Origin of the sequence: Galbibacter sp. (genome assembly GCF_048266365.1) — a bacterium.
In the GTDB taxonomy this organism is placed as follows: domain Bacteria; phylum Bacteroidota; class Bacteroidia; order Flavobacteriales; family Flavobacteriaceae; genus Galbibacter.
The window spans coordinates 188288-203238 of record NZ_JBLWZP010000004.1; the positions used below are offsets into that span (position 1 = coordinate 188288).

The 14951-nt window shown below is 38.0% G+C and carries 12 protein-coding genes; 10 read left to right on the top strand and 2 right to left on the bottom strand.

All coding sequences use genetic code 11. The features are described 5' to 3' along the window. The first annotated feature begins 104 nt into the window (after positions 1 to 104). The 8 genes from ACN0TV_RS08040 (at position 105) to ACN0TV_RS08075 (ending at position 10644) form a co-directional block, all read left to right on the top strand. On the top strand, positions 105 to 875 hold the full coding sequence (locus ACN0TV_RS08040) for a hypothetical protein (RefSeq protein ID WP_417361852.1): 771 nt from the start codon (positions 105 to 107) through the stop codon (positions 873 to 875). A gap of 137 nt (positions 876 to 1012) precedes the next feature. Then, positions 1013 to 3529 (top strand): type I DNA topoisomerase, encoded by a 2517-nt coding sequence (gene topA, locus ACN0TV_RS08045; protein WP_417361854.1) that lies wholly within the window; start codon positions 1013 to 1015, stop codon positions 3527 to 3529. Positions 3530 to 3539: 10 nt separating this feature from the next. Next, positions 3540 to 4700: a formimidoylglutamase gene (locus ACN0TV_RS08050; RefSeq protein ID WP_417361856.1), complete on the top strand. Its 1161-nt coding sequence runs from the start codon at positions 3540 to 3542 to the stop codon at positions 4698 to 4700. Between the two features lie 146 nt (positions 4701 to 4846). After that, complete coding sequence (gene gldK, locus ACN0TV_RS08055; RefSeq protein ID WP_417361858.1) at positions 4847 to 6202, top strand: gliding motility lipoprotein GldK; 1356 nt, start codon at positions 4847 to 4849, stop codon at positions 6200 to 6202. Between the two features lie 53 nt (positions 6203 to 6255). Further along, entirely contained in the window at positions 6256 to 6918 is a 663-nt protein-coding gene (gene gldL / locus ACN0TV_RS08060; protein ID WP_417361860.1) for a gliding motility protein GldL, read from the top strand. A gap of 54 nt (positions 6919 to 6972) precedes the next feature. Next, positions 6973 to 8574: a gliding motility protein GldM gene (gene gldM, locus ACN0TV_RS08065; RefSeq protein ID WP_417361862.1), complete on the top strand. Its 1602-nt coding sequence runs from the start codon at positions 6973 to 6975 to the stop codon at positions 8572 to 8574. 15 nt (positions 8575 to 8589) lie between these two features. Continuing rightward, positions 8590 to 9483: a gliding motility protein GldN gene (gene gldN / locus ACN0TV_RS08070; RefSeq protein ID WP_417361864.1), complete on the top strand. Its 894-nt coding sequence runs from the start codon at positions 8590 to 8592 to the stop codon at positions 9481 to 9483. A 96-nt stretch (positions 9484 to 9579) separates the two neighbouring features. After that, positions 9580 to 10644, top strand: a complete 1065-nt coding sequence (locus ACN0TV_RS08075) for an NAD(P)/FAD-dependent oxidoreductase (RefSeq protein WP_417361866.1) — start codon at positions 9580 to 9582, stop codon at positions 10642 to 10644. Here the strand turns inward: ACN0TV_RS08075 and ACN0TV_RS08080 are convergent. After that, a complete protein-coding gene (locus ACN0TV_RS08080) occupies positions 10622 to 11014 on the bottom strand; it encodes a DUF983 domain-containing protein (RefSeq protein WP_417361868.1) in 393 nt (130 codons plus the stop codon). The genes ACN0TV_RS08075 and ACN0TV_RS08080 overlap by 23 nt on opposite strands. Positions 11015 to 11078: 64 nt before the next feature. On the opposite strand from ACN0TV_RS08080, the gene ACN0TV_RS08085 reads away from it, so the two are divergent. After that, positions 11079 to 13001, top strand: coding sequence for an ABC-F family ATP-binding cassette domain-containing protein (locus ACN0TV_RS08085; RefSeq protein ID WP_417361870.1), 1923 nt, complete (start codon positions 11079 to 11081; stop codon positions 12999 to 13001). Between the two features lie 234 nt (positions 13002 to 13235). Here the strand turns inward: ACN0TV_RS08085 and ACN0TV_RS08090 are convergent, their stop codons facing one another. Continuing rightward, positions 13236 to 14000 carry an XRE family transcriptional regulator gene (locus ACN0TV_RS08090; RefSeq protein ID WP_417361872.1) on the bottom strand — a complete coding sequence of 255 codons (765 nt, stop codon included), beginning with the start codon at positions 13998 to 14000 and terminating at the stop codon, positions 13236 to 13238. A 218-nt stretch (positions 14001 to 14218) separates the two neighbouring features. Here ACN0TV_RS08090 and ACN0TV_RS08095 point away from each other — a divergent pair, with 218 nt between their 5' ends. Then, positions 14219 to 14914, top strand: a complete 696-nt coding sequence (locus ACN0TV_RS08095; protein WP_417361874.1) for a TIGR03915 family putative DNA repair protein — start codon at positions 14219 to 14221, stop codon at positions 14912 to 14914. The last annotated feature ends 37 nt before the right edge of the window (positions 14915 to 14951 follow it).

Sequence of the window (14951 nt, forward strand, 5' to 3'; positions counted from 1 at the left end):
GGTGAATGCGGCTGAGTATGAAATATCTAATAGGTGTTAAATCCCCGCATTTGTTATTAGATGTTTTTTTGTAGGTTTGCTTCTGTAACCAATCATCAATTAAAATGAACTTGATAAAATTATACAACAGAATTACTGTTGCTCCGGAGCTGGATTTCGGAAACATATTTGGAGATTCCATCAATTTATTTAAAAAAACCTGGGGGCAGGGTGTTGTTTTCCTGCTATTAAACATTGTTTTAATCTTTCCGGCATTAATAATTCTTTATATGCCGATTATAATAGCTTCGGCCAGTGGAGTTTCAGAGTACGATATTCAAGCAGGAAATTTATCACCTTGGTATATGGTGACTTTCGGATTGCTTTTTCTTCCGGTTTTGGCCTTGGTGCAAACCGTTACCATAGGGCTTACTTCCGGGTTTTACAGAGTTGTAAGAGATAAAGACCTGGGAGTACTCGGTCAAGAGGCAAATTTATTTATGTTTCTGAAGAAAGATCAATTAAGTAAGTTGTTTTTGATTTCATTAATTACATATGGTATAACACTGTTAGCGGTAATACTTTGTTTTTTTCCGATAATATATGTTGCTGTCCCTTTGGGGCTCATTCCTGTTGTGCTTGCTTTTAACCCTGAACTTAAAGCTTTAGAAATTGTAAAGGCTGCCTTTAAACTAGGGAATAAAAAGTGGCTATTGCTCTTCGGATTGAGTATTGTCGCCTATTTTTTGTCTCAGCTGGTAGGGTTGTTGTTATGCGGAATCGGTATATTTCTTACCGCTTCCTTCGTCTATCTACCCAACTACCTAGTATATAAACAAGCAGTGGGTTTTGAGGAATTGGATAAAATTTCTCAAGTTGAGACTTCCGAGATTTAAATGTTTATAATATAGGAAGATATAGAAAAATTTTATGCCTAATACAGGGGCTTTGAAAGAGTTTTAAAGCCTTTGAGCATCTCTAGGTATGGCAAATTAAAAATTCTATATACTTTTGTAATCTTAAAATTTGGTGTATGGCAAAGAATTTGGTTATTGTAGAGTCACCTGCAAAAGCAAAAACAATTGAGAAATTTCTCGGTAAGGATTACAAGGTAGCTTCCAGTTTTGGACATATATCAGATCTTCCTGCCAGAGAGATGGGCGTGGATGTGGAGAAAGGTTTTAAACCGAAATATATTGTATCCTCCGATAAAAAAGCTGTTGTAAAAAAGCTTAAGGAACTTGTTAAGAACGCTGAGACTGTTTGGTTAGCGAGTGATGAGGACCGAGAAGGGGAGGCAATTGCTTGGCATTTGGCGGAAACACTTAAACTGAATAAGGACAATACCAAACGAATTGTATTTAACTCCATTACAAAAAGTGCTATTCAGAAGGCTATTGAAAATCCCAGAAGTATAGATTACAACCTTGTCAATGCGCAGCAAGCACGACGGGTATTGGATCGCCTAGTGGGGTATGAGTTATCTCCCGTGTTGTGGAAGAAGATTAAAACCGGTCTTTCTGCAGGTAGAGTTCAATCCGTATCGGTGCGTCTTATTGTAGAGCGCGAACGTGAGATTAAAGAATTTGAACCGGAGGCTTCATTTAGAGTAGCTGCCGAATTTAAAAATAGTGAAGGGAAGCTTTTTAAAGCGAAACTGAATACCAACTTTAATAGCAAAGACGAAGCTAAGAAGTTTCTGGAAAAAAATATAGGGACTACATTTCATATTGCTGACTTGGATACCAAGCCAGCCAAAAAGAGTCCCGCAGCTCCATTTACAACATCAACCCTGCAACAGGAAGCGTCACGGAAATTGTATTTTTCTGTGTCTAAAACCATGACTGTAGCACAACGTCTATACGAGGCTGGTCTGATTACATATATGAGAACCGATAGCGTCAATTTATCGCCTGAGGCGGTAAATGCGGCCAAAGAGGAAATCATTAGGTCCTTTGGGGAGAAGTTTTCAAAATCGAGAAATTACACCAAAAAGTCTAAAGGTGCCCAAGAGGCTCACGAGGCCGTTCGTCCAACTGATATGAGTCGTCATAGTGTTCAGATCGACAGAGATCAGGCACGTTTATATGACTTAATATGGAAACGTACCTTGGCTTCACAAATGAGTGATGCGATTTTGGAACGTACCAATGTGAAGATTAAAGCGGATAAACACAATGAGCTCTTTATAGCTAATGGTGAGGTGTTGAAATTTGAAGGTTTTCTCAAAGTGTATTTAGAAGGTACGGATGAGGAGGATGAGGATCAAGCCGGAATGTTGCCGACCTTAAAACTCGATGAGCAGGTGTTTGAACAAAATATCACGGCGACCCAACGATTTACAAGACCACCATATCGTTATACGGAAGCTTCATTGGTGAAAAAACTTGAAGAACTCGGTATTGGTAGACCGTCTACTTATGCCCCTACAATTTCCACTATTCAAAATAGAGGTTACGTAGAGCGTGGTACAATAGATGGTGTAGAGCGAAAATACCTTCAGTACAGTATTATTGATAATGATGTTGCTGAAGCTGAGCTTACAGAAACTGTGGGTTCAGATAAAGGTAAGCTCGTGCCAACCGATATTGGAATGATCGTAAATGATTTCTTGGTAATGCATTTCTCTAACATCTTGGATTATAACTTTACCGCCAGAGTAGAGCAAAGCTTTGATGATATTGCCTCAGGTGAAGAAGATTGGTCCAAGATGATCGCATCCTTCTACAAGGACTTCCATCCTAATGTATTGCATGTAGAGGAAAATGCGGAACGAGAAAGTGGTGAACGTGTACTTGGAAAAGATCCTGAATCTGGAAGACAATTAAGTGTTCGATTAGGAAGATTTGGACCAATGGCTCAAATTGGAACCGTGGAAGAGGAAGAGAAACCTCGTTTTGCAAGTTTACTACCTGACCAATCCATTGATACCATCACATTTGAGGAGGCATTGTCCTTATTTAAACTTCCAAGAACACTAGGAGAATACGAAGGTGAAGAGGTTCAGGTGAACGTTGGTCGATTCGGGCCTTATGTGCGATTTGGAAAGAGTTTTGTTTCCCTAGACCAGGGAGAAGATGTCTTTGATGTGAATTTTGATCGTGCGGTTGAGCTTATTGAACTTAAGAAAAAAGCAGACGCACCGATTGCTTGGTATAAGGAAAAAGAAGTCACTAAAGGTAAAGGGCGATTTGGACCATTTATCAAATACGATGGAATATTTATCAATGTGAATAAAAAGTACGATTTTGATAATTTGTCTCAAGATGATATTGAAACCTTGATTGAAGATAAGCTTCAGAAGGAGCGCGAGAAAGTGATTCACAACTGGGAAGAGGAAGGTATACGAGTAGAAAAAGCAAGATGGGGACGTTCCAATATCATTAAAGGGAAGACTAAGATTGAATTATCTAAAGATATTGATGCTACTAAACTTAGTTTAGAGCAGGTCAAAGAAATGATTGAGAAAAGCGCCCCTAAGAAGAAGGCCGCTTCTAAATCAAAAAGAGCCACTAAAAAAACAACGACTAAATCTAAAGCAAAAAAGTAATCTTTAACCTATGAATGTTGAATTCTTAACCCCTGTTTCAAATGCTGTATTGGCACACAAAGAAGTCTTACCTTCACAAGCCTTAGGGAATAGTATTCGCATTCATACCAATTCAGATGGGATACCAGATTTAGACAACAGCGTCCGCCTCGCGATCATTGGAGTTAAGGAAACTCGTTCGGAAAGCGAAGTTGATAAACAAGGAATCGACCTCAACGCAATACGAAAAGAATTTTACCAACTTTTCCAGGGCAATTGGCCTTCTAATTTGGTAGACCTAGGTGATATTGAGCCCGGGGAAACTCTAAAAGACACCTATTTTGCCCTTACTTCAATCGTAACCGAATTATTAAAAAAGAGGATTGTCCCTATTGTCATTGGAGGGAGTCAAGATTTGACTTTTGCGATGTATAGGGCCTATGATACTTTGGAACAAATGGTGAATCTTACCTCTGTGGACAGTAAGTTTGATCTGAGTGTTAATGATGAGCTGATCTCCTCTAATGCCTTTATGAGTAAGATAATTATGGAGCAGCCTAACAACTTGTTTAACTGTAGTATTGTCGGTTATCAAACCTATTTTAATGCCCAAGAGGAGATTGATCTAATTGAGAAACTTTTCTTTGATGCCTACAGACTAGGGGAGGTAATTAATGACATCACTGTAGTTGAACCCGTCTTTAGAGATACTGATTTGGTGAGTGTGGATCTCACCTCAGTGAAAGCGGCTGAACTTGGTTATGCAGCCAATACTTATCCCAATGGATTTGACGGTCGCGAGATCTGCGCCATCAGTCGTTATGCCGGGATTAGTGATAAAGTAACCGCTTTTGGGTTGTTTAACACTAAGCGTACGCCTCAATGCGCTCAATTAAGTGCACAGATTATTTGGTATTTTATCGAAGGTTACAATTATAGAAAAAAGGACTATCCGTTTATCTCAAATGCAAACTACACTAAGTATATTGTGCCTTTAGATGATATGGAACTTTGCTTCTTTAAGAGTAATATTTCCGGAAGATGGTGGTTAGAAGTGCCACAAATTGAAAATTTAGATAATAAATATAAAAGACATACGTTATTACCTTGCACACACAGTGAATATGTGGAAGCCAGTAAAGGTATGATTCCTGAAAGGTGGTGGAAAGCATATAAGAAAATGTTGGTTTGATGAATCTAAAATCTCAGGATATATTGCATTGACTGTGTTTTAGAGCCATTTGACAACAAAAATTACGAGTTTATTGTTTTTTTAAAATTTATTAAATAGGTTTACCGTCTTAAATCTAAGAATGTAATTTAACCTCAATTTTGTATATGAAAAAGCTATTTCTTTTAGCATCTGTTACATTATTATTGACCAGCTGTGGTTCTAATGACAGAGGAGAATTAGTTGGTGTTCAAGGGAAGAAATGGCATCCGGAAAAGCCCTACGGGATGTCTCTAGTTCCTGGAGGTGCCTTCATAATGGGTAGGTCTGATGAAGACATGGCCGATGTTCTCAATGCTCCAACTAAAACAGTGACTGTTCGTTCATTTTATATGGACGAGACAGAGATAACCAATAGTGAATACAGACAATTTGTAGAGTGGGTAAAAGACTCCATAGTCCGTACCGAATTGGCCATACTTGCAGATAACCTTGGAGAGGTTCCTGGGACTGGCGGTATCGGTGAATTTGCATTTAAAGATGCGGATACTTCCAATTTATCGGAGTACGATAAGTACATGCTGTTTAACTATGCAGGTACAGGAGAGACCGGCTATGAAGGTAGAAGTCTGAATAAGGATGTAGATTTAATCTGGGATGTTTCTGAATATCCGGATGAATATTACGCTGAGGTTATGGATAGTATGTATTTATCCACAAAGGAGTCGTATAATGGTCAGCGTACCATTGATGTGAAAAAACTCATGTTTCAATACGATTGGATGGATATCCAAGCAGCAGCCAGAGCTAAAGGAGGAGGAGAGCGTCTAGATTTTATCAAACACGAAGAAGTTAGTATTTATCCAGATACAACTGTTTGGATAAAGGATTTCGCATACTCTTATAACGAACCCATGCATAACGACTATTTCTGGAGTGAAGCTTATAGCGATTATCCGGTGGTTGGTGTGACATGGAAACAAGCCAAAGCATTTTGTGCTTGGAGAACAAAATATAAGAATGATTACCAAAAAGAAAATGGCAAGCAATTTGTCAATCAGTTTAGATTACCTACCGAAGCAGAATGGGAGTATGCTGCTAGAGGTGGCATCCAATCCGGGACTTATCCTTGGGGGGGGCCATACATATTAAATGATCGTGGTTGTTTTATGGCGAACTTCAAGCCATTAAGAGGGGATTACGCAGCTGACCAAGCTCTTTATACGGTAGAAGCAAAGTCGTATGATCCAAATGACTACAATCTGTACAATATGGCAGGTAATGTTTCTGAATGGACAAATTCTTCTTACGACCCCAATTCGTACGAATATGTTTCCACAATGAACCCTAATACTTATGATGGCGACAACAAACGTAAAGTTATTAGAGGAGGTTCATGGAAGGATGTAGCTTACTTTTTACAGGTTAGTACTAGAGATTACGAGTACCAAGACTCTGCGAGAAGTTATATAGGCTTTAGAACGGTTCAGGACTACATGGGTACTGAGTCAACCGTAAATTAAGAATCCAAATTCTACTTGTTTAATAACGTAACTTAACTTAAAAATTATTTACTATGGCACAATCGAAATCATCTAAGAAATTGTTTACCATGGCCTACGGGCTTGGAGCATCTATTGTTATTATAGGTGCATTGTTTAAACTAACGCACTGGGAGTTTGGTCCCCTAAACGGAACGGTATTACTAGCCATTGGATTAATTACAGAGGCTGTGATTTTTGCTATATCAGCATTTGAACCTGTTGATGAGGATTTAGACTGGACACTTGTGTATCCGGAACTTGCAACGGGAGTTGCCATTGGAAATGCTCGTAAAAACCAAGCGTTAGAAATCAAAGAAGCTGAGGGGCAGCTTTCCAAAAAATTAGACGATATGTTGAAGGAAGCTAAAATAGATTCTTCTTTAATGTCTAGTTTAGGTGATAGCATTCGCAACTTCGAAGGCGCAGCTAAAGGAATTGCACCTACTGCTGAGGCATTGACTTCAACTAAAAAATACAGCGAAGAACTTTCTCTGGCTGCCGCTCAGATGGAATCACTTAACAGCCTTTACAAAGTACAGCTGGAAAGTGCTAACAGACAAGCCTCAATCCAAGAAGAAGTAGCTAATAATGCTGGAAGATTAAAAGATGAAATGCGTTCTCTAACCTCTAACTTGAGCTCCTTGAACTCTGTTTACGGCGGAATGTTAACTGCTATGAATAAAACGGCTAATTAATTTTAGCTCATTTTATTTAAAGTTTATTTGAAAATCACAAAAACTGATTAAATCATGGCAGGAGGAAATTTATCACCACGTCAGAAGATGATTAACCTGATGTATCTGGTTTTCATCGCTATGCTGGCGTTGAATATGAGTAAAGAAGTCTTATCGGCTTTCGGGCTGTTGAACGAAAAGTTGACGGGAATCAACGAAAAGGCAACAGAACGTAACTTGGCAGCTTTCAACGATTTGAAATTAAAATCGACAGAGCAACCTGAGAAATACGAAACATTGTTTAACAATGTAGAAACCGTAAAGGAATCTTCAGTGCGTTTTAATAGTTATCTCGACAGTTTAAAAGCTGAGATGGTTGTGGAGATTGCACCGGAAGATCGTACGGATTACGAGGTTATGGATAAATCACAATTTCTTGATCAAGCCTTTTTTGTAGGCGGCAGATATACTGCTGAAGGTCAGAAATTCGTCGATTATATCAACGACTATAGAACTACAACCATAGGTACCATTACTGAGATCCCTGATTCACTTATGGGAACTAACCGTAAAGAATCCTTAATTTCTGCGATTGAAGCAAGATTCAATACCGGTAACGAAAATGGTGAGGTGTTGAACCGAGATAACGCAGGTGTTAAATGGTTGAATTATCACTATGAAGGATTTCCATTAGTGGCATCACTTACCAAAGTAACCTTATTGCAGTCTGATATCAAAACCACACAGGATGAGATCTTAAAAGCAATGTTACAAGGTCAAATGGCTTCAGATCTTTCAATGACAAATTATACCACCTTATTGGAGCAACCAAAAAGCGCTTACTACCAAGGTGAAAAATTTGATGGTGCTATTGTGTTAGGTAGAAAAGATGCTACCACACGTCCTAATGAGGTGAATTTAACCTTGGACGGTAGAGAATTAGTAGAAAACGAAGATTTTGTAATCGAAGACGGAAGGGTTAAACTTACCATAAGTGCGGGAACTGCAGGAGATCACACTATTGAAGGTAATCTTATCTTTAAACAAGATGGTGAAGATATCGAAGTTCCGGTATTACAGAAGTTTGCTACCATTACCAAACCAAATGCAGCTGTTATTTCAGCGGATAAGATGAATGTGGTTTACCGTGGTGTATCCAATCCAATAACCATTTCAATTCCTGGTATCCCTGATAACAAGGTTTCTGCTTCAGCAGCAGGCTTGAAAAAGGTTTCTGGAAGCAAGTATGCTATGAACCCGGGTACTGGTAGGTCGGTAACTATTTCAGCAAGCGGAACATTGCCAGATGGGCAACGTGTTTCTTCTTCTTCAGAATTTAGAATTAAAGACATCCCAAGACCCTCAGGTACGGTTCGTGGTGAATACGGCGAAATTAAAATGCCTAGAACAAATCTTGAAATTTCAACCGTTGGAGCGATGCTAGAGGACTTTGATTTTGATTTAAACCTAGCTATTAGCGGATTTAAATTTAAAGTGCCAGGTCAACCTACTGTAGAGGTTCGCGGAAATAAATTGAACGACAGAGCTAAGTCTGCACTGCGTAGAGCGGGTAGAGGTGAGTCTGTCCAAATATTTGATATCGAAGCTTATATTACCAATAACAGGTCATACAAATTGAAAAAAGTATCACCGGTTGTAATTGAGCTAACAAATTAATAAACCATTAGCGACATGAATTGGAAAAGCATTTTAGTATTAACAATAACCGCCACGCTTTTCTCAACTGCTGGTTTTGCGCAAGCGAATTTGCTCAATGCAAAAACTCCAGAGCAGGTAGGAAAGAAAACTGATGCACAAATCGAGGCAGATAACGATGAGCCATTGCCTTACGGTTATGTTGATGACCGTGATATTCTCTGGTCAAAAACCGTTTGGGAGAGCATCGATTTGGACGAACGAATTAATTTTCCATTTTACTATCCAATAGACACTATTGGAATAGGTCAGGCACGAAGATCGCTTTATCATGTTTTGGTGACTAATATTAAAAATGGAAATATCGAGGATGTTTATGTGGATTCATATTTTACTGAAAAAAGAAAATTCAGTGATCTGGAAGCCACACTTCAAAAGGTAGACACCACAGATTTAGGATACGAGCAATTGAATGCCGGTGAACAAGTCTCCCCGGAGTATGTCAATCGAAGAAATTTAACGGCAGCCGATATTCAGGAGTATAGAATTAAAGGAGTGTGGTACTTTGACAAAAGACAAGGAGAACTAAAATACCGTCTTTTAGGAATTGCTCCAGTTGCTCCAGATGTGAATTTTATCGACAGTGAGCAGTCTGATCTAGTTGAGTTATTTTGGGTTTGGTTTCCAAGTTCAAGAGATATATTGCACGAAGCTAAAGCTTTTAATGATCATAACTCTTCCAGACCTATTTCTTTCGATCAATTGTTGAACGCTCGTCGATTTAACGCGGTGATTTATAAAGAGGAAAATGTGCAAGGAGACAGAGCAATCAAGGAATACATTCCTGACAATGCGATGTTCCAACTGTTGGAGTCTAAAAGAATCAAAGAAAACATCCGTGATAAAGAGCAGGATGTATGGAGCTATTAATAAGAGCTCGATTCCAATTCAAAACATATCGCTAAAAATTACTATAACCACGTCCTTGGACGTGGTTTGTATTTTGTAAAGTTTTAACTTTGTAAAATGATAGACTTTATAGTAGTGGGTTCTGGCTTGGGAGGTATCTCCTTCTGTGAACAATTGGTGAGCAACGACTGCTCATATGTAGTATTTGATGATAATTCTCAACAATCTTCTAATATCGCAGCGGGGATGTATAATCCTGTTATATTTAAGCGTTATACTTCGGTTTGGAAGGCACAAGAACAACTTGATATGCTCCATCCGTTCTACAAGGGGCTGGAGGAAAAATTGGCTGTCAAATTAGATTATGCACAATCCATATACAGGCGCTTCTTTTCGGTAGAGGAACAAAATTCTTGGTTTGAGGCTGCCGATAAGCCGTACCTGCAACCATTTCTATCGACCTCACTTATCAAAGATTCTTTGGATGGGATTAAAGCTGATTTTGGTTATGGGGAGGTTAAACAAGGAGGCTGGGTTCATACCAACCTACTACAGCAAAAGTATTTGGAACACCTTAGTTCTACCAAACAACTTAGGGAGGAAAGATTTGATTATGATTCGCTAGATATCCAAGAGGATAAAGTGGTGTATAAAGATATAGAAGCTAAATACATTGTTTTCTGCGAAGGTTTCGGATTGCACTCCAATCCGTATTTTGATTATTTGCCACTTGTTGGGACAAAAGGTGAAGTTCTAGAAATTGAAGTTCCAGGTTTAGAATTAGATGTGATTATAAAGGCTTCTGTTTTCTTACTTCCTCTTGGCGGTGATAAATACAAGGTGGGAGCAACCTATAAGTGGAAGGATAAAACCAATATACCAACCCAGGCCTGCAGGAATGAGTTAGAGGAAAAACTAAGGACATTCATGACGCGACCCTATAAAGTTCTCAAACATCTTGCCGGGGTACGTCCTACAGTGACGGACAGACATCCGTTACTGGGTAAACATCCCAAATATGACAGGCTTTTTGTGTTAAATGGACTTGGTAGTAGGGGAGTGATGTTGGCACCTTATCTATCGATGCTGTTGTTTGATCACATTATAAACAATACGCCTTTAGAGAGAGAAATTAATATAGAACGTTTCCTTAAGAAATTTAAGCTTCGTTCTTCTTTATAACTGTCGGACTATAGTGCACAAAGAAGTTAATCCATATGTTTCTGGATATTCTCATTATAATGGGCATGAAAACGACTAAGGTTCCGATAATGACAAAGAATGATGTATCTAGATCTGCACCTATAAATAGATAGGTGATTACAAATGCTGCTACGGCAAAGGCAATTCCAACACCATAACTAACATACATCGCTCCGTAAAAGAAGGACGGTTCGATTTGATATTTCAATCCGCACGTTGAACAATTCTCATGCATTTTCAAAGTTTCGGTGGGATTATACGCATTTTTACTCCTATACATCTTCCCTTCGTTGCATTTAGGACAAGTTCCTGTTAAAATGCTGTATAGTTTGCTTCCTTTTTTTAACATTTGCAAAAATTTTTTACAAAGATACCAATTAAGGCATTATTTGTAAAGTTTTAAATTCAATACTATGCTTAATATTCATCAACTTTCAGTTTCCTTCGGTGGAGAATATTTATTTGAAGATATTTCATTTCGGTTAAACCCAGGTGACCGTGTTGGACTGATTGGAAAAAATGGAGCTGGGAAATCTACGATGCTCAAAATGCTGTCTAAGGAAATGCAACCTGATGGGGGTGTTATCTCTTCAGACAAAAACATTAGAATTGGATTTTTAAAACAAGACATCGAATTCGTTTTAGGAAATACAGTCCTTGAAGAAGCCTATCAGGCTTTCGATGAAATCATCGCAATGGAATTGCAATTGGATACTATTAATACCCAATTAGCTGAACGCACAGATTATGAGAGTGAATCCTATAATCAGTTAATTATTGATTTGAGTGATTTGACCCATCGTTATGAAATTCTTGGCGGATACAATTATCAAGGAAAAACTGAACGTATTCTTCTGGGACTTGGTTTTAAACGTGCTGATTTTGATAAGCTGACGGATACTTTTTCCGGAGGTTGGAGAATGCGTATCGAATTGGCAAAATTATTACTTCAAGACAATGATGTTTTGCTGCTGGATGAGCCTACCAACCACTTGGATATTGAATCCATTATTTGGTTGGAAGAATTTTTAAAAGCATACACAGGTGCGATTGTGATTGTTTCTCACGATAAGATGTTCCTGGATAATGTTACCAATAGAACTATTGAGATTTCTTTAGGAAGGGCTTATGATTATAACAAACCGTATTCGGAGTATCTTGAGCTACGTGCAGAAATAAGAGCCTTGCAGCTGAATGCGCAAAAGAATCAGGAGAAGCAAATACAACAAACGGAGAAACTTATCGAGAAGTTTAGAGCAAAGGCTTCTAAAGCTTCTATGGCACAATCACTGATTAAAAAACTGGATAAGGTAGACCGTATTGAGGTAGACGATGAAGATAATGCAGTGATGAATGTTCGTTTTCCAGTATCTGTTAATCCAGGTAGGGTAGTGATTGAGGCTGAGAATGTCGCTAAAAGCTATGGTGAAAAAGAGATCCTTAAGGATATTGAATTATCTGTAGAGCGCAGTTCCAAAATTGCATTTGTAGGTCAAAATGGTCAAGGGAAGACGACCTTAGCTAAAATAATAGTTGGTGATCTTGATTATGAAGGACACTTAAAACTAGGACATAATGTTCAGCTTGGATACTTTGCTCAAAATCAAGCAGAATACCTTGATGGTGAAAAAACGGTATTGGATACCATGTTGGATGATGCAACAGATTCTAACAGGGTGAAAGTACGTGATATGTTAGGAGCATTCCTCTTTAGAGGCGACGAGGCGGACAAAAAGGTTAAGGTGCTATCCGGAGGTGAGCGAAACCGTCTTGCGCTTTGTAAGATGCTCCTCCGCCCTTTTAACGTCCTAGTGATGGATGAACCAACAAACCACTTGGATATTAAATCTAAGAACGTATTAAAAGAGGCGCTTAATAACTTTAAAGGAACCTTGATATTGGTATCTCACGATAGGGATTTTCTACAGGGGCTTACCGATAGGGTATATGAGTTTAGGGATGGTGTGCTAAAGGAGTATTTGGGGGATATTGATTTCTATTTGGAACAACGCAAAGTCGACGACTTTAGGGCTATTGAGAAAAAATCAGAAGTAAATCCAAAACCAGTGGCGGTTAAAAAACAAAAGCAACAACTTAGCTTCGAAGAACAGAAGGAGGTCAAGGGTTTGAAAAATAAAATAAGTAAGATTGAAAGTGAAATTTTAACTTTGGAACAAGATCTTGAATCTTTGGAAAAGGAATTGGCTAAAAAACACGCCAATTTGGATTCTGAATCGGAGTTTTTTGAAAAATACAATCGCAAAAAGGTACATCTAGAAAAGCAAACTGAACTTTGGTATGAGTTGACTGAAGATCTACAAAACAAAACAAATTAAGTAGTTTGTCGAATAATTTGGTATTTGATAGAGGTTTTTTAGAAATAAGAGCCTATATTTGTGTAACGGAAATATGCAAATTTTGAAATCCACATCAAAATTGTTCCAAATTTTAGTTAGTTTGTTTGATTGAATTAGAGAGCGCCGAAACTTGGCGCTCTTTGTGATTTTATAATCTGGGAATTTCGTTATTTCAATTTATTTTTTATGCTTGCGCAGCTTATAAGTTGTAATCTACTTTTTCAATTGATTAATTTCATTTTTTAGGGCTGCTATTGATTGTTGAATTTGGCCCAAAGTAGCATTTTCTGTGTTGTTGTCAATTTCAAAACTTAATTTACTCTGTACTTCCCATATTTCCTGGATCGCATGCGTGTCGATAGTAAGGGGAGGGTATTCAGGATTTAAGGAAATTAAAGAGAGCTGATTGTCACTGCTGTGTTTTTGTACCTTTTTGACAAGGACGCTATCAGACATCACTACTACACAAATACTGTGGTTGGTCAGATAGTCCAGTTTTTCTACGGCCTTTCCTAAAACCCATTCCTTAGGATGTAGGCTAGGTAGCATACTGTCTCCTTCGACTTGGAAACCTCTATAGGTTGCATTTCTAAATTCAGGTAAAGGGATTTGAAATGCCGGTAAGGACTCATACCAATCTAGATCTTGAATATTAGATGGGTAACCGGCGGCAGCTTTCACATTAACCAACACCATACTATCATTGTTCTCTGTATCTACAGTCAATACCTTGGGTGCGGTGTTTACATGAAGTTCAAGAATCTTCTGTTCACTTTTTCCAAAAAGCCATAATGGATTAATATTGAATTGATCCATAAGCTCAACTACAATACTGCCAGAGATTTTTGATTTGCCTCTTTCGATATCTGCGGTTGAGTTTTTGATTCCAAGTAGCGAAGCAAAACTTTGTTGTGTGTGGGAATGAGCCTCTCTTATTTCTTTAAATCGAATTATTTCAATAGGAAGTTCGTTTTTCATTTATGGCCTAATTACAGTGAATTTAAGTAAATATAAAAAATATTTGGAAATATTCCTTGTATTTGGAAAAATTCCATATATTTGAATTGTTAAACACATTAATCAACTCAAAACTTTGTAAAGATATGAAATTCCAAGGGTTGAAAATTGGAAATTTTCCAAAAACTGTAAAAAGAACTTTGTTGGCCTACTTTACAAAGCACAATAAAAAAGGAGATATGAAAACAATATTAATTTACGACGGAAGCTTTGCAGGATTTTTAACTGCAGTATATCAAGTCTTTGATGAGAACCTAAAGGAAGTATGTGTGGTAAAACCTAAACACTACGCTCCTGAGATGTTTGCAGAAGGAAAAATTGTAACAACTTCAAACCTAAAAGCTAAGAAGGTTTGGCATTCCTTACAGCTAAAAGTGTCTAAGCATGCCGCTAATGAATTGTATAAGGTTTTCTTAAGTGAGATAAAAGGAACTGAGGATGCGCTATTACGTTATATTATATATGCGTATTCCGCTGAATTCTTCAGTCATACCGATTACTCTAACGTTTATGCGTTACGCGTGCACCAGGTTGCAAAAATGGTCGATCGCGAGGTACAACGTCTAAAGGATACCACTGTTTTTGACAATTCTAAAACGGATGTAAATGTGGCGGTGGTAAATTCAAGCTTTGATGTATTGCCATTGTTGGGGAAATATTTTAGTAAAACCTTGATGGATAAGAAGTGGGTAGTGTATGACAAAAAAAGGAATTACGGACTCTTTTACGACCTCCAAAGACTGACGCAGATTGAGTTGGATCAATTGCAACATGTGCAGGAACTACATTCGTTAGAGTTAGGCAATTCGGATACCCCATTGCATATGAAATCCCAATCCGAACTTTATCATAACCGTATCAGCGCAGATTGTTAGGTATTATGCAGATGATTTAGTAGCATAAAAAACAAAA